The 16998-nt window shown below is 72.6% G+C and carries 16 protein-coding genes and 1 pseudogene; 3 read left to right on the top strand and 14 right to left on the bottom strand.

The genetic code is table 11. The features are described from left to right. Positions 1-113 precede the first annotated feature (113 nt). The 14 genes and pseudogenes from ABZ641_RS04820 to ABZ641_RS04755 form a co-directional block, all read right to left on the bottom strand. Positions 114-443 (bottom strand): annotated as a pseudogene (locus ABZ641_RS04820) (EamA family transporter); the annotation flags it as partial. Beyond that, complete coding sequence (locus ABZ641_RS04815) at positions 440-1498, bottom strand: FomB family phosphonate monophosphate kinase (RefSeq protein ID WP_359979191.1); 1059 nt, start codon at positions 1496-1498, stop codon at positions 440-442. The gene ABZ641_RS04815 and the pseudogene ABZ641_RS04820, both read right to left, overlap by 4 nt. A 37-nt stretch (positions 1499-1535) precedes the next feature. Beyond that, positions 1536-1790 (bottom strand): phosphopantetheine-binding protein, encoded by a 255-nt coding sequence (locus ABZ641_RS04810; protein WP_344623866.1) that lies wholly within the window; start codon positions 1788-1790, stop codon positions 1536-1538. Then, a complete protein-coding gene (locus ABZ641_RS04805; RefSeq protein ID WP_344623867.1) occupies positions 1787-2332 on the bottom strand; it encodes a thiamine pyrophosphate-dependent enzyme in 546 nt (181 codons plus the stop codon). The genes ABZ641_RS04810 and ABZ641_RS04805 overlap by 4 nt, the downstream gene beginning before the upstream one ends. Before the next feature lie 2 nt (positions 2333-2334). Further along, positions 2335-2889, bottom strand: a complete 555-nt coding sequence (locus tag ABZ641_RS04800; RefSeq protein WP_359979188.1) for a thiamine pyrophosphate-binding protein — start codon at positions 2887-2889, stop codon at positions 2335-2337. A 342-nt stretch (positions 2890-3231) separates the two neighbouring features. Continuing rightward, positions 3232-3951 carry a maleylpyruvate isomerase family mycothiol-dependent enzyme gene (locus ABZ641_RS04795; protein ID WP_359979185.1) on the bottom strand — a complete coding sequence of 240 codons (720 nt, stop codon included), beginning with the start codon at positions 3949-3951 and terminating at the stop codon, positions 3232-3234. Then, positions 3948-6197, bottom strand: a complete 2250-nt coding sequence (locus ABZ641_RS04790) for an FAD/NAD(P)-binding protein (protein ID WP_359979182.1) — start codon at positions 6195-6197, stop codon at positions 3948-3950. The genes ABZ641_RS04795 and ABZ641_RS04790 overlap by 4 nt, the downstream gene beginning before the upstream one ends. Before the next feature lie 20 nt (positions 6198-6217). After that, on the bottom strand, positions 6218-7384 hold the full coding sequence (locus ABZ641_RS04785) for a 2-aminoethylphosphonate aminotransferase (protein ID WP_344623871.1): 1167 nt from the start codon (positions 7382-7384) through the stop codon (positions 6218-6220). Continuing rightward, positions 7381-8244 carry a hypothetical protein gene (locus tag ABZ641_RS04780; RefSeq protein ID WP_359979178.1) on the bottom strand — a complete coding sequence of 288 codons (864 nt, stop codon included), beginning with the start codon at positions 8242-8244 and terminating at the stop codon, positions 7381-7383. The genes ABZ641_RS04785 and ABZ641_RS04780 overlap by 4 nt, the downstream gene beginning before the upstream one ends. Beyond that, a complete protein-coding gene (locus tag ABZ641_RS04775) occupies positions 8241-9398 on the bottom strand; it encodes a nucleotidyltransferase family protein (RefSeq protein WP_344623873.1) in 1158 nt (385 codons plus the stop codon). Before ABZ641_RS04775 ends, ABZ641_RS04780 begins: the two co-directional genes overlap by 4 nt. 10 nt (positions 9399-9408) lie before the next feature. Next, positions 9409-11088 carry an amino acid adenylation domain-containing protein gene (locus ABZ641_RS04770; RefSeq protein ID WP_359979175.1) on the bottom strand — a complete coding sequence of 560 codons (1680 nt, stop codon included), beginning with the start codon at positions 11086-11088 and terminating at the stop codon, positions 9409-9411. Next, positions 11085-12140 (bottom strand): 2,3-diaminopropionate biosynthesis protein SbnB, encoded by a 1056-nt coding sequence (gene sbnB, locus ABZ641_RS04765; RefSeq protein ID WP_344623875.1) that lies wholly within the window; start codon positions 12138-12140, stop codon positions 11085-11087. The genes ABZ641_RS04770 and sbnB overlap by 4 nt, the downstream gene beginning before the upstream one ends. Beyond that, on the bottom strand, positions 12133-13107 hold the full coding sequence (gene sbnA, locus ABZ641_RS04760) for a 2,3-diaminopropionate biosynthesis protein SbnA (RefSeq protein WP_344623876.1): 975 nt from the start codon (positions 13105-13107) through the stop codon (positions 12133-12135). Before sbnA ends, sbnB begins: the two co-directional genes overlap by 8 nt. A 48-nt stretch (positions 13108-13155) precedes the next feature. Then, positions 13156-14016, bottom strand: coding sequence for an isocitrate lyase/phosphoenolpyruvate mutase family protein (locus ABZ641_RS04755; protein WP_344623877.1), 861 nt, complete (start codon positions 14014-14016; stop codon positions 13156-13158). Positions 14017-14153: 137 nt separating this feature from the next. Here ABZ641_RS04755 and ABZ641_RS04750 point away from each other — a divergent pair, with 137 nt between their 5' ends. The 3 genes from ABZ641_RS04750 to ABZ641_RS04740 are packed head-to-tail and all read left to right on the top strand — an operon-like array spanning position 14154 to position 16992. Further along, positions 14154-15116: a TauD/TfdA family dioxygenase gene (locus tag ABZ641_RS04750; RefSeq protein ID WP_344623878.1), complete on the top strand. Its 963-nt coding sequence runs from the start codon at positions 14154-14156 to the stop codon at positions 15114-15116. Continuing rightward, the gene (locus tag ABZ641_RS04745; RefSeq protein WP_359979170.1) at positions 15101-15730 is read left to right on the top strand and encodes a pyridoxamine 5'-phosphate oxidase family protein; all 630 of its coding nucleotides are present in this window, start codon (positions 15101-15103) and stop codon (positions 15728-15730) included. Before ABZ641_RS04750 ends, ABZ641_RS04745 begins: the two co-directional genes overlap by 16 nt. Beyond that, entirely contained in the window at positions 15730-16992 is a 1263-nt protein-coding gene (locus ABZ641_RS04740) for a condensation domain-containing protein (RefSeq protein ID WP_359979168.1), read from the top strand. The genes ABZ641_RS04745 and ABZ641_RS04740 overlap by 1 nt, the downstream gene beginning before the upstream one ends. Positions 16993-16998 lie beyond the last annotated feature (6 nt).

Raw genomic sequence — 16998 nt, 5'->3', positions numbered from 1 at the left:
CGCGGCCGTCCTGCTGCAGCAGCCGCAGGATCGCACGGTCGACACGGTCGAGCCTGGACGTCTGTTCAGCCGACATGGCCCCCCACGCCGGCCGCGCTCGCCGCGGCGAGGTGCTCGCCGACGACGAGTGCGGCGACCAGGGTGACCACGACCGGTGCGGTGCCGCGGGCGATCGGGTACACCTGCCCGAAGTCGCCCAGCCGGAACGAGCGCATCAGCAGGACCTGGTAGACCACGTGCAGCACGACCGAGACCAGCAGCCAGGGCCAGGCGGCCGGCGCCGGGACGGGTGCGAGGCAGGCCAGGCCCACCCCGCACGCCGTCCGGCCGACGCCGACCATGCACAGTCCGGCGAGTTCGTCCTTGATGCTGTGGGCGATCGCGTTCCAACCGGCGTGGGTGACCGCGGCGACGAGCACCACGGCCGCGACGAGCGGCGTCACCGGCCCGCGGCCTGCAGGCCGGCGGCTGCGCCGGTCGCAGGGGCGCCGGCCGAGTGAGTGCCGGCCAGTTCGCGGAGTACGGCGTCCCGGGCGGCCGGGTCGAGCATGTCGACGTTGGAGCGGAAGCACCGTGCCCCGCCGACGAGTTCGGCGAGCTGGGCCTTCATGGCGCCCAGCACGTCGGTGAACCGCAGGACGTCGCCGCCGCAGTGGTTCATCAGGTCGTCCTTCAGGCCGTAGGTGGTGACGGCGAAGGCGAACTGGTCGAGGAAGAGTTCCGACCGGGTCGTCGGGATCTCCTCGAAGCCGGGCGGTCGGGACGGGTCGAAGTCGGTGATCACGATGTTGCGGATCGGTGCGGCGTCGACCGGCTCGCCCGGGAACAGCAGCTCGGGGGAGGCCACGAAGTCCCCCTGTTCCAGGTGTTCGGTGAGGCCGTGCCGGTCGATGAGCGGGCCGAAGGAGGCGTCCCGCCGGACCCGGACGGCGGACGGCACGCCGTACGCGTACCCGTCCCGGACGAGCAGGTGGGTGTTGCTGAGGAAGCGTGCGCCGGCCAGGCACGCCTGGGTCATGAACACCGTCTTCCCGCCGGCGTTGGGGCCGACGAGCAGGGTCGCCCCGCCGTCGAGCACGAACGCGGCGGCCTTCAGGTGGAGGTACCCGTGGTCGACGGCGAAGTCCGTGAGGATCCGCTTCACGAAGTACGGCCACACCGTGCGCTCCAGGCGCCGGCCGAAGACGTACGAGCGCCGGCCCTCGGTGATCAGGTACGCCGGGTCGCCGAAGACGTGGTTCAGGTAGTAGCCGGTGCGGAAGCGCTTGGCGCGCAGCGAGCGGTCGGCGAGCCGGGCCAGTTCGTCGGTGTCGTGGTCGTCCCGGTCGAGGTCGATGCAGTAGATCTCGTGGTCGGGCTCTTCGCCCGGCGGTGCCTCGCGGGAGAAGTAGGCGTAGGCCGCGAACTCCTCCAGGTTGGTGGCGATCCGCACCTTGAGCAGGTTGAGGTCGACCGTCCTCGACGAGCGCAGGGGCAGCCGGTTGAGGTCCAGGGGCATGACGGCTCCAGGTGGTTGCCGGATGGTTGACGTTTCGTCAGACGAGGCTGCGGACGGCCTCGGAGATCCTCCGCACGCTGGAGAAGGTCTCCCGGTCGAGCATCGCGTCGGGGAACTCGATGCCGAACTCGTCCTCCAGGCCCACCATCAGCGAGACGCTGCCCATCGAGTCCAGGCCGGCCGACCAGAGGTCGGTGTCGGGGCCGGGGTCGTCCTGTCCGGGCGCCGTGCGCAGGACGCCGGCGACGATCCGCCGGACGCCGTCCTCGACGGCCGTGGTGTCGGTGCTCATGCCGCCGCCCGCTCGGTGAAGCGCGCGACGATCTGCTGCGGGGTCCACTCGACCCGCTTGCCGGCGGCGGCGCCGCGCGGCGCGCAGCGCACGTGCAGCAGGGTCGGGCCGTCGGCGGGCACCGCCTGCCGGAGCTGCTCGGCCGAGTCGACGGTGTACGCGGCCGCGTAACCCGCGGCCAGGGCGAGGCCGGCCGGGTCGCCGATCTGCACCGGGCGCTGGCCGCCGGTGCTCTCGTGCACGCCGTTGTCCAGGACCACGTGGACCAGGTTCGGGCGGTGCTCGGCGATCATCGGCAGCACGCTGAGGTTCATGGCGAAGGAGCCGTCGCCGTCGAGGACGACGACCTGCTTGCCGGGCCGGGCCAGGGCGACCCCGAGGCCGACCGGGGCGGCCATGCCCATCGAGCCGACCAGGTAGAAGTTCTCCGGCCGGTCCGCCGTGTTGTAGAGGTCGCGGGTGATGAACCCGCAGGTGGAGACGTACAGCGAGGAAGGGAACTTCCGCGTGGTCTCGACGATGGCTTCCTGGATCCCGAGCATCCTCAGACTCCCTGCTTCACGATCAGAACGGGGGTGTGGCGGCCGTCCTCGCCCCTGGCGAGGCAGCGCTCGACCGAGGCGTACGCGTCCTCGGGGTCGAAGACCGTCCAGCGCAGGTCGAAGACGTCGAGCAGGTTGGTGAGTTCGCGGCCGATGATGTCGTGCTCGACGGCGTCGTTCCCGTCGTGGCCGCGCCAGCTGACGACCAGCGGCACGTGCACGTCGTAGATGAGGTTGAGCGAGGTCAGCACGTTGAGCGAGTAGCCGAGTCCGGAGTTCTGCATGAGCACCACGGGCTTGGCGCCGGACACGGCGAGTCCGGTGGCGACGCCTATCGCGGAGTCCTCGCGCGGCGCGGCGAGGTAGCGCAGGCCCTCGGTGAGGTCGCTCCGCGGGCCTTCGAGCACCTTGAAGACGCCCTTGAGCAGCGAGCAGGGCACGCCGGTGAAGTGGGTGTGGCCGTGGTCGGCGAAGGCGCGGACGAGTTCCTCCGCGGCCGTCGGTCGGGGGGATCCGGGTCCGGCGGCGGGGCCGGACGGGAGTACTGCGGTGGTCATGCGCTGTACCTTCCTGCGGAACGGTCGTGGGGCGCCGGGGCCGGCCTGCCGGCCGGACGTGCGGTGTCGCGGCCGGGCGTGGATCGTCGGCCGGCCCCGGCGGGGGGTCCGGGAGCTGTCCTCAAAGACGTTCGGGTGGTCGATTCAGGGGTGCGTGGGGCACCTCCCGGCCGAAGGCCGGGGGAGAACTGCGCAGTCCGGGGGGTGGTGCCGCTGACGAATCCGGCTCACCTGGTCTGCACGGTGGCCCGCATCCGAATCGCGCAGTTCTCCCCCAGCCTTCGGCCGGGAGGTGCCCCCACGCGCCCCTGTGAGGCATCTGTGCGTCCTTGAAGACACGGCCTACGGCCAGGCGTTGAGCTCCGGCAGTGCGGCGCCGCCGTCGGCGACGGGCGGGGTGGTGGTCGGGCGGCCGGACATCCAGGCGGCGAGCGCCCGCTGGTCGCCGCGCACCACGACGGCGGCCGCGGCGGTGTCGTCCCAGGTGAGCCCGGTGTCCGAGGCGACCAGCGCCACGGCGGGGGACTGCGGGAGGCGGGGCTGGAGGAAGGTGACGACGTGGGCGGCGAGGGCGGGGCTCCACTCCTCGGAGCGGCGGCCGACGCCGAGGTCGACGGTGTGCAGCTCCGACTCCCGCCACCAGGCCAGCTGGGTCGCCAGCAGCGGGGAGTTGCGGTAGGCGCAGGGCAGGTCCCAGCCGTCCGGGCCGAGGGCGGCCCAGGCCTCCTCCAGCGCGGTCAGGCCCTCTTCCAGCTGGGCGCGCAGCCACTCGACCGGGCGGTCGTGGTTGGCCTCGATCGACTTGTCGCGGGTGGGCCGCCCGCCGTCGTACACCTCGACGGTCTCGCCGCGGGCCGCGTAACGGGCCTGCCGGGCGAAGGCCTTGGCGAGGTCGGCGAGGTGGATCAGGACGTGGCCGCGCGTCCAGCCGGGCAGGTCGATCGCCTCCCGGGCCTGCTCCTCGGTGAGGGCCGCGGTGGCGGTCCGGATCCGGGCGTGGGCGGCGGCGATCTCCGCGAGCCGCTCGTCGGTGCCGATCGCTGCGTGTGCCTCGGTGCTCATGCGTGCTGTCCTTCGTTCTGGTGCCGGTCGTTCTGGTGCCGGTCGGTCGGGTTCTGCCGGTCGGGGTCGCCGTGGGGCATGAAGGCGTTGATCCAGCAGAGGATGTCGCGGATCACATGGTGGTCCTTGTTCGGCCGCAGCGCGCCGATCTGGTGGTACATCACACCCTCGCTGGGCGGGCCGAGGAAGGTGATCCGGGGCTCGACCGACCCGTCCGCGCGGACGGGGTGGAACTCCGGCGTGAGGTCGAGGCCGCCGGGGACGAAGTCGTCCTCGCCGAGGCCCGGGTTGGTCCACTTGCGGACGATCCCGCGGGCGAGCAGGTTCGGGTAGACCGGCATGACGTCGCGCTCGGCGTCGAAGCGGTGGACCCGGGCGTCGACCAGGGAGTCGACCAGCCGCTCGGCGCCGGTGACCGGCCCGCTGATGCGGAACTTGCCGGCCTCCTCGTCGCACGAGACCCGGGCCTCCGGGCCGGCCGAGACGTCGACGTAGCCGGCCTTGATCAGTGCGGTGACCTTCTCCATCGCCTCGCAGGAGGCTCCCTGGCAGAGCCGGTTGTGGTGCCCGGTGTAGACGTCGAGGAAGTCCCGGTGCGAGGAGGCGAGCAGGCCGCCGAAGTCGACGGCCTCGATCACCACGCCGCGCAGGTCGCGCCAGGCGGCGTCGGCCGCGGCCTTGGCCGGGTTGCTGAGGTTGCCCTGGGCGGCCCAGCGGATGTCGGTGTCCAGGAAGTCCAGGAAGACCTCGCGGTACTCCTCCGGGGTGCGGTAGGCGCCGCGGGGGATCGGGTTGATCGTCCCGTCCCAGGAGAAACGGTGCTTGGCGGCCGACGCGGCGTGCCGCCAGGGCGAGCTGGAGGCGGCCACGGCGGCCGCGAACTCGTAGGGGCGGCCGGACAGTTCGAGCAGCTCGGCGGCCCGGTCGGCGCCGTGGACGACGGTCAGGAAGGAGACGGTCGCGGCGCGGACGGGCAGCCCGGCGCCGGCCGTGCCGTCGAGCGGGGCCGCCCCGGAGATGACCCAGTCCACGGCGGCGGCGGTGTCCAGCGCGAGCGCCTCGATCGGTCCGGTCAGCAGGTCGCACGCCTCGCGGTGGTCGGCGAACGCGTCGGCGCCGGCGAGGAACTTCTCGTACGCCGGGCGGGCCGCGGCGATCGCCAGCTCGCGGAACTCCGCGCCGTACAGCGTGCTGTAGTGGATCAGCGCCATCTCCTGCACGACGAGCGGGAAGAGGTGCTTCTCGAAGTCGAGCTGGAGCTGTTCGACGCCGTTGATGGTGTTGCGCCGGCCGACGGTGCGCCGCAGCTCGGCCACCGCCGCGAGGGTGAGGAACGCGCCCTTGTACTCCAGGGCGGCGATGTCCCGTTCCTTCTGGTTGTACGGGCGGGCGAAGGTGAACAGGCCGTTGCGGCTGAAGACCACGATCGAGTCGGGCTCGGCGCCGCAGGGGCGGTAGCCGAGCGTGCCGTCCGCCTCGCGCTCGAAGACTCCGCCGCGGCCCTCGGTGAGGTACAGCACGACGTCGATGCCGGTCAGGCCCATGCCGAGGCAGCCCACCGAGGACCCGGGACCGGTGCGGTCCGGGGTGAGGGACTGCTCCAGGGGGTACGCGGAGGGGATCAGCCGGGCGTCGGCCCGCTCGGTGAACCGCGCCCAGGCGACCTGCAGCGGGTCGGTCTCCGGCTTGTTGGAGGAGTGGCCGGTGAGCATCAGCACGTAGTCGGCCTCGAAGGCGGGCTCGCCGTCGGTGGTGAGGACCGCGAAGCGGTCGCCGCGCTCCTCCAGGTCGCAGACCTCGGCCTGCCGGAGGGTGACGGTGACGCCCTCGGCGGCGCGCAGCAGTTCGACGTAGCGCTCGAACTGGTCCTGCAGGGCCAGGCCGTGGACGTAGCGCTTCGGCCAGTCCTCGGCGACCATGTCGAAGGCCGGGTCGCCGGTCTCCTCGAACCGGGTGCGGCACCAGTCCAGCAGGGTCGGCCGGTCGCCCTCGGGGAGCAGCGGGCCGGCCTCGACCACGCTCTCGTCGGCCGCGAACGCCACCTGGCCGACGATCCGGTTGAGGTAGCTGGTGGTGGTCTGGCGGGGGCTGTGCACCTGGCCGGAGCCGAACTCGCCGGAGAGGTCGTAGACGACGACGTCCAGCGGGACGGCGGTGCCCCGTGCGCGGGTGAGCGCGGCGAGCCGCTCCAGGACGTAGGTGCAGGTCGGACCGCCGCCGACGATCGCCAGCCGGATCGGTGCCATGGTCGTGGGCCTTTCGGTAGTCACCGGGTCACCGCCGCCGCTTCGGCCGGGGCGGGGGAGGACGGGGAACGCGGGGTGGTGTGCCGGCGGACGACCTCGTCGTAGGCGGCGAAGAAGCCGGTGATGTCGTCCGCGGTGAGCTGGCCCATGTTGGCCAGCCGGAACACGCCGGCGGACTTCTCCTGGGTCGCGTAGATGACGTAGCCGTGCTGCTTGAGTCCGTCGTGCAGCTCGTCGTAGGTCATGCCGTTGGAGAGGTGGGCGTTGGTGATGGAGCTCGCCCGGTGCTCGGGCGGGAGCAGCAGGTCGACGCCCCGCTCCAGCAGGCCGGCGCGGATGGCGTCGGCGCGTTCGGTGTACCGCTTCCTGCGGGCGGCCACCCCCTCGGCGGCGGTGAGGTCGAGGGCCTCGTCGAGGGCGCGCAGCACCTGCAGGGCCGGGGTGAACTGGGGTGTGCGGCTGCCGACCTGGGAGGTGTAGTGGGCGTGCAGGTCGAGATAGAAGGTCCGGCCGGGGACGTCGGCGAGCTGCTCGAAGCGTTCCCGGGGGGCGACGACGAAGCTGATGCCGGGCAGGCCCTCCAGGCACTTGTTGGCGGTGCCGATGCACCAGTCGACGTGGTCGGCGACGACGTCGAGGTCCTCGGCGCCCAGGCTGCTGATCGCGTCGACCAGCAGGGAGCGGCCGTGCCGGGCGACCAGCCGGCCGAGCTCGCCGACCGGGTTGAGCATGCCCGTACTGGTCTCGTGGTGGACGGCGGCGACGTGGGTGATGCCGGGGTCCGCCGCGAGGGCGCGGTCCACGGCGTCCAGGTCGATCGGCCGGGCCCAGCCGAACTCCAGCCGCAGCACCGGGATCCGGTGCACCTCGGCGATCTTCAGCAGCCGTTCGCCGTAGTGGCCGTTGTCGAGCACCAGCAGCCGGCCGTCGGCGGGCACGACGGAGGAGACGGCCGCCTCCAGTGCGGCCGTGCCCGAGCCCGTGAGCAGGACGGCGGCGTGCGTGTCCCCGCCGCCGCTGACCGCGGTGACCTTCCGGGCCACGGTGGCCAGCAGCTCCTGGGCCTCGGGCTCGCGGTGGCACTCGTCCGGCGAGCCGATGGCGGCCTTGACCCGCTCGTGGGTGTTCACGGGCCCCGGGTTGAGCAGGACGACCCGCGGGGCCGTCCGTGCGGTGGTGAGGGTCATGACGGGCTCCATTGACGGGAGATCAGCGTGTACGCGGTGTCGGCGGGCCATTCGGCGATCGGCGCGAACAGGTGGCGGAGGTCCTCGGCGGCGCGGTCGCCGCGGGTGATGACGCACTCGGCGCCGCGCCGGGCGTGTTCGGCCAGCGCCTCGACCTTCCCGGCCATCGCGCCGGTGGCGTCCCAGGCGTCGGTGGGCCAGAACAGCCGTTCCGCGGCGGTGGGGTCGTCCGGGTCCAGGTGGCGCAGCACGGCGCTGCCGGGCCCCCGGGTGAGGATCCCCGGGACGTCGGTGAGCGCGACGATCCGGACGGGGCCGAACTCCTCGGCGGTCAGCAGGGCGGGCACGTGGTCGCTGCTGAGGATCCGCAGGGTGCCGGCCGCGGTGACGACGCAGTCGCTGGACAGCACCGGCAGGGCGCCCTCGGCGAGCAGCCGGCGGACCACCGCGGTCTCGGTGATGGGCGTGCCGTCGGGGTGCTCGCCGAACATCGAGGTCACCTGCAGGGGCACCGCCCGGACGCCGCGTGCGCGCAGCCGGGTCGTCCAGGCCCACCGCATGGTGAAGGCGGGTTCGGTCAACGCGACCGCGGCGTACGGGTCCTGGCGGTCGGCCTTGATCCGCAGTCCGACCGGGTGGCAGAGCGCGCCGCCGCCGGTGACCAGCACGACCCGGCCGGGGAAGCCGGCCACCAGGTCGGCGACCTGCCCGGCGAAGGCGTCGATCGCGTCGAAGTCGGTCTGCCCGGTGCCCTGCTTGTCGGAGAGCACGCTGCCGCCGATCTTCAGGACGAGCAGGCGGGGCTCGCCCGGACGGGCCGGCGCGGGTGCGCCCGTCGGGGCCGGGGCGGTCGGGCTCACCGCAGCGGGACGTTCGAGGCGGTGCCGGCGGTGTGCCGGCCGGAGTCGAACAGCCGGAGCAGGAAGGGCTCCTGCCACTGGGCGGTCTGGCCGTCCAGTGCGCCGTACTGCTCCAGGTAGGCGGTGTCCTCGGGCCGCAGCGCGTCCAGGACGCCGGCCGGGACGGCCTCGGGGTAGAGCTGTGCGGTGAAGTGCAGCGCGTAGTAGGCGATCGGTTCGGCGCCGAAGCCGCGCACCCGCTCCAGGAACCGCTCCCAGTCCTCGGCGGTGGACGCCCCGGCGACCAGTGCGAGGTCCAGGAACTTGCTCAGCTGGAGGTCCTGCCGGTCCTCGACGAAGTGCAGGCTGGTCGCCTCCTTGTGCAGGTGCGAGCAGAGGTCGAGCAGCCGGTCGTCGGGGGCCGGGACGGTGGCGGCGGTGCCGCAGAGCGTCGCCGGGACGGCCCGGTCGAGGAGTTCGGCGGCGCCGGCCGAGATGCCGGACTTCTTCTGGAAGATGTCGTGGCAGATGTCGACGTTGAAGTCGGAGATGTCCGGCCGGCTGGCCGTCTTGCGGTAGGGCAACTGGTTGCTGAGGTTCATCCGCCAGAAGATCTGGGTCTCCCGGTTGTACGGCTCGATCCGCTCGCCGTCCTCGGCGAGGCGGCCCTGGACGTAGCCGAGCCGGGCGAGGACCTTGTCGGCGGCCTGGGCGTCGGCCCGGTCGACCAGGACGTCGAGGTCGGCGATCCGGCGCAGCGCGGGGTCGTGGTACTCGCCCTCGCCGAGCGAGAAGCCCTTGCGGACGGCGAACCTGACGCCGGCGGCGGCGAGTTCGTCGAAGACCCGGCCGAACTCGTCGGCCAGCGCCAGGTTCCGGGTGCGGTTGCCGAGGTAGGCGGTGGTGAAGACCCACGGGTACGGGAAGCCCGCCGAGCCCTCGGTCTTGCGGTCCAGCCGGTACCGGTCGACGTGCCGGCCGATCATCGGCAGCATCTTGTGCCACGCGGCGGACTCCAGGAAGGCGCCCCAGTCCAGGTCGGGCCGGGCGGCGAGGGACCTGACCTCGGCGACCTGCTCCTCGGACAGCCGGAGCCGGGCGAGCTTCAGCAGCAGCCGGGAGTGCGGCGGGAGGTCCTCGACGGTGACCGGGGCGGTGGTGTTCTCGGGTGCCATTCTTCAACCTTCAGACGGAGGCGCGCGCGTACGCGTCGACGGTGAGCTGCTGCAGGGCGCGGTGGTCGGTCTTGCCGTTGCGGGTCAGCGGCATGGCGTCCAGCACGGTGACCTGCCGGGGCACCATGGCCTCGGGCAGGGCCCCGGCGAGGAACGTGCGCAGCTCCTCGGGCTCGGCGGCGGTGCGGAGGGTGACGTGCGCGGCCAGCTCGGGGCGGCCCGCGACGACCGGGACGGTGACGGCGCACTGGTCGACCGCCGGGTGGCTGCGGAGCACGACCTCGATCTCGTCGAGTTCCATGCGGACGCCCGCGACCTTCACCTGGCGGTCCACCCGGCCCAGGTACTGGACGCGGCCCTGCTCGAACCGGGCGAGGTCGCCGGTGCGGTACAGCCGGCCGGTGGGCGAGCCGGGGTCGAGGGCGTCGCGGTGGAAGGCCCGACCGCTGTTCTCCGGGTCGTTGAGGTAGCCGAGGCCCACCACGACGCCGCCGACGAAGAGTTCGCCGGCCTCGTCCGGTTCGGCGGCCCGCCAGGCGTCCTGCTCGGGCTCGTGGACGAGCAGGTAGAGGTCGGCGTTGGCGACCGGGGCGCCGACCGGCAGCCGCGGCCGGTCGAGGTCGGCCGCGGTGACCTCGTGGTGCGTGATGTCGTCCGAGCACTCGGTCGGGCCGTAGGCGTTGAGCAGCCGGACGTGCGGGGCGGCGGCCAGCATCCGCGCGGCGAGGCCGGGGTGGAGTTCCTCGCCGGTGGAGATGAGCCAGCGCAGCTGCGGCAGCACCGTTCCGGGCCTGCGCTCGGCGGCGTCGGCGATCCAGCCGACCACGGTCGGGACGAGTTCGACCACCGCCGTGCCCGTCCGCTCCAGCAGCCGTACCAGCCGCGGGGGGAAGGCGAGTTCCTCCTGGCGGACGACCACCACGGTGCCGCCGACCAGCAGCGGGGCGAGCATCTGCCAGATCGAGATGTCGAACACCAGCGGGGCGGTGAAGGCCAGCCGGTCGCCGGCGGTGAGACCGAGGTCGTCGACCTTGGCCCGGAGGTGGTTCATCATGCCCCGGTGTTCGACCAGCGCGCCCTTGGGGCGGCCGGTGGTGCCGGAGGTGAAGATGCAGTAGCGCGGTTCGAGGGACCGGTCCCGTTCGTCCGCCGCGGCGGCCAGCCCGGCGGCAGCGGCACCGGGGTAGGCGGGCAGCGGGAGGACCGGGACGCCGGTCTCGCCGGCCGCCGCCCGGGCGGCGGCCGGTGCGCGGGGCCCGTCCCCGGTCGGTGCGCAGTAGTCGAGCAGCCGGTCCGCGCCGCTGCGGGTGAGCACGTCGGCGACGCGCCGGGCCGGCCAGTCCGGGTCGATCGGCAGGTAGACCGCGCCGAGGTCCTCCAGGGCCAGGAAGACCACGACGGTGTCGGCGGTGCGGTCGCCGACCGCGGCGACCACGTCCCCGGCGGCCGTCCCCGCCGCGGCGAGGGCGTCCCGCAGGTGTGCCGCCCGGTCCACCAGCTCGGCGTAGCCGATGACGGATCCGCCGTCCACGACGGCCGGGGCGGCGGGCTCCGCGGCGGCGTGCCGGGCGGCGTGCGCGAGCACGCCGAGTCCGAGCGGTGGCTGCTCCCTGCGGTTGCGCAGCCCGAGTGCGGCGGCCCGGGCGGCCGCGCCGTCGGCGAGCGGCAGCTCGGCGAGGTCGGGGCTCATCGGGTGCCCGCGCTCTGGTGCCGGTCCAGGTCGTGGAAGAAGCCGTCGACGGTGGTGACCTCGCCCGCGGCGCGGGCCCAGCGGTGCACGTTGCTGCCGACGACCAGGTCGAGCAGGCCGAGGCCGAACGGCGAGAAGACCACCGTCCGGTCCGCGGGGACGGTGTACTCCCCGGTCAGGACGTCGTTCAGGGTCGCGTGCAGGAAGTCGCGGCCGCCGGTCTGCTGCTCCGTCAGGTGGACGGAGGTGTCCGCCTGCAGGACGTGGTCGACGTCGTCCACCACGTTGACGCTGTCCAGGACGATCGCGGTGCTCAGGTCGCGCAGCGAGACGTGCAGCACGACCGGGTGGTGCGAGAACCAGTCCGGGTCGGTGATGTGCGGGGCGGCGGCCGTGGTGGCGAGGACGACGAGGTCGGAGGAGCGGATCAGCTCCTCGGCGGTGGAGTGGACGGTCACCGGTGTGCCGGTGTCCGCGCCGAGCACCTGCCCGGCGAACGAGCGGGCGTACTCCTCGTTGAGGTCGAAGACGCCGAACTCCTCCACGGGCCAGCCGAGTTCGCCGAGGTAGGTGTGGATGTAGCGGGCGATCAGGCCGGTGCCGATGAAGCCGATCCGGCGCGGGGCGCCGCGCTTCGCGGTCAGGTGGCGGGCGGCGACGGCGGCCGAGGCCGCGGTGCGCACCGCGCTGATGATCGACCCTTCGAGGCAGGCGAAGGGGTAGCCGGTGACCCGGTCGTTCAGCACGAGCATCGCCGAGGCGCGGGGGATGCCCAGCTCGACGTTGGTCGGGAAGCTGGAGATCCACTTGATGCCGTCGACGCCGACGTCGCCGCCGACCGAGGCGGGCAGCGCGATGATGCGGGAGGCCGGCCGGTCCGGGAAGCGGAGGAAGTACGACGGCGGGTTCACCGTGTGCCCGGCGCCGTGCAGGCGGTAGGCGTCCTCCACGAGGTCGAGGACCTCTGCCCGGCGGCCCTCCAGGCTGCGGTGGACGGCCGCACCCGAGACCACCGAGAACTCCGGCGGCCGTGTGGTCCTGTGCTCACCCATGACTGTTACCGCTCTCCCATCCTGTGTCGCCGTAGTGGTCGGTCGTCCACGTGTCGTCGTAGACGGTGTCGATGTAGCGCTCGCCGAGGTCGGCCGAGATCGCCACGGCCGTGAGGCACTGCCCGGGGTCGTTGCGCCGCAGCCACTCCCGGGCGCCGCTGACCACCGTCCCGGTGGACCCGCCGAGCAGGAATCCGCGGGCGGCCAGGCTGCGGCACATCCGCACCGTGTCGGCCTCGCGGACCCGGACGACGTCGGTCGCCAGGTCGGGGGTGATCAGCGGCATGGGCTCGCTCGCGCCGAGGCCGGGGATGTGCCGGGATCCGGGCGGCATGCCGAAGTTGACCGAGCCGACGCTGTCGATGGCCACGATCCGGACGTCCGGGTGGTTCTCCCGGAAGTACCGGACGCAGCCCGAGAGCGTGCCGCCGGTGCCGGCCCCGACGAACAGGACGTCGAGGCCGGGGAACTGCTTGGCGATGAGCGGCGCGGTGTTCTCGTAGTGCGCCAGCCAGTTCGCCGGGTTCTCGTACTGGTTGAGCCAGACCCAGTCGCTGTTGCGTGCGCACAGCTCCTGCACCTTGGCCTTGCGCGCGGTCAGGTAGTTGCCGCCGGCGTCGGGCCGGTCGACCACCACCACCTCGCTGCCGTAGGCGCGCATGAGCTTCAGCGCGCTGGGGTTGCACTTGGGGTCGGTGACGCAGACGAAGCGGAGCGAGTTCGCCGCGGCGACCACGCTCAGCGCGACGCCGAGATTCCCTGAGGACGACTCGATCAGGGTGGAGCCCCGCCCGATGAAGCCCTGGTGCATGCCGGCCGAGACCATCGACACGGCGGCCCGGAGCTTCACCGAGCCGGCGAAGTTGAATCCCTCGCACTTGAGGTGGAGGTTGACGCCGAGGGCCGGCCGGAGATCGATGTAGACGTCGCTGTCGAAGATCTCGTCCGCTGTCGAGATGATTGCCACGGGTCCTGTCCGCTTCTATCCGCTGGAACCTGCGAGGAGACCCGTCGGTCAGGCGTCGAGCTTCTGCCACTCCGGCAGGCGCTGCAGGTCGAAGACGTCCTGCACCGAGGCGATGGAGTCCTCGACGACGGTGGAGTCGCCGTGCCGGTAGACGGCGCGGTAGGTGTCGCGCAGGGCGGTCACCGTCGCGCGCAGACCCTGGTTGGCGTAGATGACGACCGAGACGCCGGCCGCCCTGATGTCGTCGATGTGCCAGTCCGGGTAGGTGGTGGGCACGATGACGACCGGGCAGCGGAAGTCCCAGCGCTCCAGGAAGCCGAGCACCTGGTCGCGGCTCTTGGCCTTGGAGTGCACCAGGACGGCGTCGGCGCCGGAGTCGGCGTAGACCCGGCAGCGCTCCAGCGCGGCGTCCACGTCCAGGCCGCTGATCAGGGCCTCGGTGCGGGCGATGACGAACAGGTCGTCGCTGGACTGGGAGCGCTTCGCGGTGACGATCTTCGACGCGAACTCGCGGGTGTCCAGCAGGGTCTGGCCGCCGGCGACGAAGCTGTTCATCTTCGGGAACAGCTTGTCCTCGATGCACACCGCGGTGATGCCGGCGTCCTCGAACTCGTGGACCATGTGCGCGACGTTGAGGTTGCCGCCGTAGCCGGTGTCGCAGTCCGCGACGACCGGGATCCGCAGCACCTTCTGGATGTTGGCCGCGGACTCGAGGTACTCGGCCATGCTCAGGATGCTCGCGTCCGGTACGCCGCGCGAGGCCGAGACCTCCAGGCTGGACGACCACACCGCCTGGAATCCGGCCTCTTCGGCGAGCAGTCCGCCGAGGGCGTGGTTGGCCCCGGCGACGCGGACGACGTCGTGCTCGCCGAGGACGGTGCGAAACGACGGATAGCTGACTCTCTGCACTCCGGAACTCCTCTGTAGGCAGTCGGCGCCCGGCGGTCGCCGTTCTGGGAGGCGAAGCTAGTCAGCGTTTGGCAACCTTGTCAATGATGATTGGCAAGCGTTGCCAACGTCTTTTGGTGCATGCTACGTTCCGCGCCATGACAACTGCTTTCGCGCCTTCGCACCCGCGCACCCTCGAAGCGCCCGCCGAGGCCTTCCACACCTTCTCGCCGAAGGCCGGGGCCGAACTCGCGGCCTACGTGGCGGAGCTCGACCGCACCCACCCGGACGGGCGGGTCGACGCCGTTCCGGTCGACCCCTCGCGCTGCCCGGCCTTCCTCGCCGAGGTGGAGGCCACCCGCGCGGTCATCGACTCCGGCGCCCACTTCCTGGTGTACGACCGCGTCGAGGGCGTGGACTCGCTCCGCGGCCAGGCCCTCTACGCCTGGATCCTGGGCACGGCGCTCGGCACGCCGATGGTCCAGAACACCGAGGACTGGCGGATGGTCGAGGTCTACGACCGCGGCCTGCGCAGGACCATCGAGGCCGGGGCCCGCTACCACCAGACCAAGCAGGGCTCCTACATGCACAACGACGCCGTCAACGACGTCGACCCGATCGACTACCTGCTGCTCTCCTGCGGCCAGGCCGCCCACGTCGGCGGCGAGTCGATCCTGGTGGACGCCGGCACGGCGCACGCGTTCCTCCAGGACCACCCGGAGGTCCTGGAGGTCCTCACCGAGGAGTTCTGGTTCGAGAAGCGCGGGATGTCGCACGAGACCGGCTTCTTCCGCTCGCCGATCATCCGGTACTCGCCCGACGGCGAGGCGCTGGTCCGGTACTTCCGCACCTACATCGAGGTGGCGCACGAGAAGGTCGGCGAGCCGCTGACCGAGCGCCAGATCGCCGCGCTCGACTTCTTCGACGCCGTCCTCGACCAGTCCTCGGTGCAGATCCGGATCCGGCTGGAGCGCGGCCAGACCCTGGTCTCGGCCGACGACCGCTTCCTGCACACCAGGACGGCCTTCGTGGACCGCTTCGCGCCCCGGGAGATCGACATGCGCACCGACCGCCCCGAGGACGTGAACCGCTACATGTTCCGCATGTGGTCGAGCAAGTAGCCGCCGTGGAGATCGCCTCCGAGGCCGAACTCCTCGAACTGACCGGCCCGCCGAACCCGGTGGTGTTCCGCAAGGCCGCCCGGGTGCTCGGCGAGTTCGAGCGCCGGTGGCTGGAGAACTCCCCGTTCTGCCTGATCGCGACCTCGGCCGCGGACGGCACCTGCGACGTCTCGCCGAGGGGCGACCCGCCGGGGTTCGTCCTGGTCCTCGACGAGACCACGATCGCCGTGCCGGACCGGCCGGGGAACCGGCGGCTGGACAGCTGGCGGAACGTCCTGGGAAATCCCCACGTGGGCCTGATCTCCGTCATTCCCGGCCGCGGCGACACCCTGCGGATCAACGGCCGCGCGAAACTCCTCCGCGACGCCCCCTTCTTCGACCGGATGACGGTCAAGGGAAACCGGCCGAAAATCGCGCTGGTGATCGACGTGTCGGAAGCCTATTTCCACTGCGCGAAGTCATTCCTCCGGGCCGGCCTCTGGAACCCGGAGACCTGGAATCCCGACGCGGCCCCGTCCCGGGCCCGGATCGCGCAGGCGACCGAGTGGACCGACAAGGGGCTCGAAGAGTTGGAGCACCGTTACGGTGCCCGGTACGAGAGGAACCTCTACTGATGACCGTGGCCGACGCCGGCCTGCTCTCCCACGGGCAGCTCTCGGTCTGGCGGGACGTCGAAGGGCTCCCGCGGCACCGGTGGCACGAGGCGAACACCTGGACCCACTGGACCGTGCCGGACGGCGTCGGCACCGGGCGCGTGCGGCAGGCGCTGCACGCCCTGGGCGCCCGGCACCAGTCCCTGCACACCGTCTACGACTTCGGCGACCCGGCCGCACCGCGCCAGGTGCTGCGCCCGTTCGACGGCGAGGTGGGGATCACCGAGTCGCCGGCCGGCCGCGCGACCGCCGGGCCGGCCGCGACCGCGGCCGAGCTCCTGGCCGAACCGTTCCACCTGGAGCGGGAGTTCGGCTGGCGGGCCCGGATCGTCACCGAGGGCGGCCGGCCCACGACGGTCGTCCTGGTCAAGCACCACCTGACGGCCGACGGCTGGTGCGACGGCGTCCTGGCCGCCGACTTCCGGCGGCTGCTCCACGAACCGGACCTGCCGGCCGAGCCGTTCGCCCCCGGCCCGTCGGAACTCGCCGACTGGCAGCACTCCGAGCAGCGCGCCCGGCAGCGGAACGCCGCCGCCGCGCACTGGGAGCGGGTCTTCACCTCGGGCCGGGCCGCCTACCCGCGTCCGGACGGAGCCGCCGCCGGCTTCCTGCAGTGCACCGTCCGCTCCCGGCGCGCCCGGGCCGGCGCGCAGGCGATCGCCGACCGGGCGGGCGTGCCGCTGTCCGCCGCGGTGCTCGCCGCCTACACCCTGAGCCTCGCCAGGACGGCCGGACTCGACTTCGTGGTGGCCCAGTTGATGTCCTCCAACCGCTTCCTGCCGCAGTGGCGCGACGTGGTCACCTCGATGAACCAGTGGACGGCGGCCCCGCTGGCGGTGGACCCCGGCGCCGACCTGGCCGAACACGCCGCCCGGACGCACCGGGCCGCACTGGCCGCCTACCGGCACGGGATGTACGACGTGGACACCGTCGCCGACCTGTGCGGCCGCAGCTGGCCGCACCCCGTCCCGTACGAGGCCACCTGCGCCTACAACTTCCTCGCCCTGGAGGGGCCGACCGGGCCCGGGGACCCCGCCGGGAACGACCCCGAGGTGCTCTGGGAGGAGCCGTTCTCGACCATCGGGCACGGTTGCTACCTCCGCGCCACCGACGAGGGCGGCACGTCGCTGGCCCTGCGGCTGCGCACCCGGGACATCCCCCGCGACCAGGTCGCGGCGGTCGTCGAGGGAACCCACGCCCTGCTCGCCCCGGGGCTGTCCTGACCGTCC

Origin of the sequence: Kitasatospora sp. NPDC007106, assembly GCF_040634455.1 — a bacterium.
Classification (GTDB): Bacteria; Actinomycetota; Actinomycetes; order Streptomycetales; family Streptomycetaceae; genus Kitasatospora; species Kitasatospora arboriphila.
Note: the sequence above shows the minus strand (reverse complement) of the source record. Positions and strands in the feature narration are given on the sequence as shown.

Bases quoted from the DNA above. Each gene is read 5' to 3' on its own strand.
- ABZ641_RS04795 (WP_359979185.1), bottom strand. From the start codon at position 3,951: ATGAGCACCGAGGCACACGCAGCGATCGGCACCGACGAGCGGCTCGCG.
- ABZ641_RS04775 (WP_344623873.1), bottom strand. From the start codon at position 9,398: ATGGCACCCGAGAACACCACCGCCCCGGTCACCGTCGAGGACCTCCCG.
- ABZ641_RS04805 (WP_344623867.1), bottom strand. From the start codon at position 2,332: ATGCTCGGGATCCAGGAAGCCATCGTCGAGACCACGCGGAAGTTCCCT.
- ABZ641_RS04750 (WP_344623878.1), top strand. From the start codon at position 14,154: ATGACAACTGCTTTCGCGCCTTCGCACCCGCGCACCCTCGAAGCGCCC.
- sbnB (WP_344623875.1), bottom strand. From the start codon at position 12,140: ATGGGTGAGCACAGGACCACACGGCCGCCGGAGTTCTCGGTGGTCTCG.
- ABZ641_RS04740 (WP_359979168.1), top strand. From the start codon at position 15,730: ATGACCGTGGCCGACGCCGGCCTGCTCTCCCACGGGCAGCTCTCGGTC.
- ABZ641_RS04810 (WP_344623866.1), bottom strand. From the start codon at position 1,790: ATGAGCACCGACACCACGGCCGTCGAGGACGGCGTCCGGCGGATCGTC.
- ABZ641_RS04785 (WP_344623871.1), bottom strand. From the start codon at position 7,384: ATGACCCTCACCACCGCACGGACGGCCCCGCGGGTCGTCCTGCTCAAC.
- ABZ641_RS04770 (WP_359979175.1), bottom strand. From the start codon at position 11,088: ATGAGCCCCGACCTCGCCGAGCTGCCGCTCGCCGACGGCGCGGCCGCC.
- ABZ641_RS04815 (WP_359979191.1), bottom strand. From the start codon at position 1,498: ATGCCCCTGGACCTCAACCGGCTGCCCCTGCGCTCGTCGAGGACGGTC.
- ABZ641_RS04790 (WP_359979182.1), bottom strand. From the start codon at position 6,197: ATGGCACCGATCCGGCTGGCGATCGTCGGCGGCGGTCCGACCTGCACC.
- ABZ641_RS04800 (WP_359979188.1), bottom strand. From the start codon at position 2,889: ATGACCACCGCAGTACTCCCGTCCGGCCCCGCCGCCGGACCCGGATCC.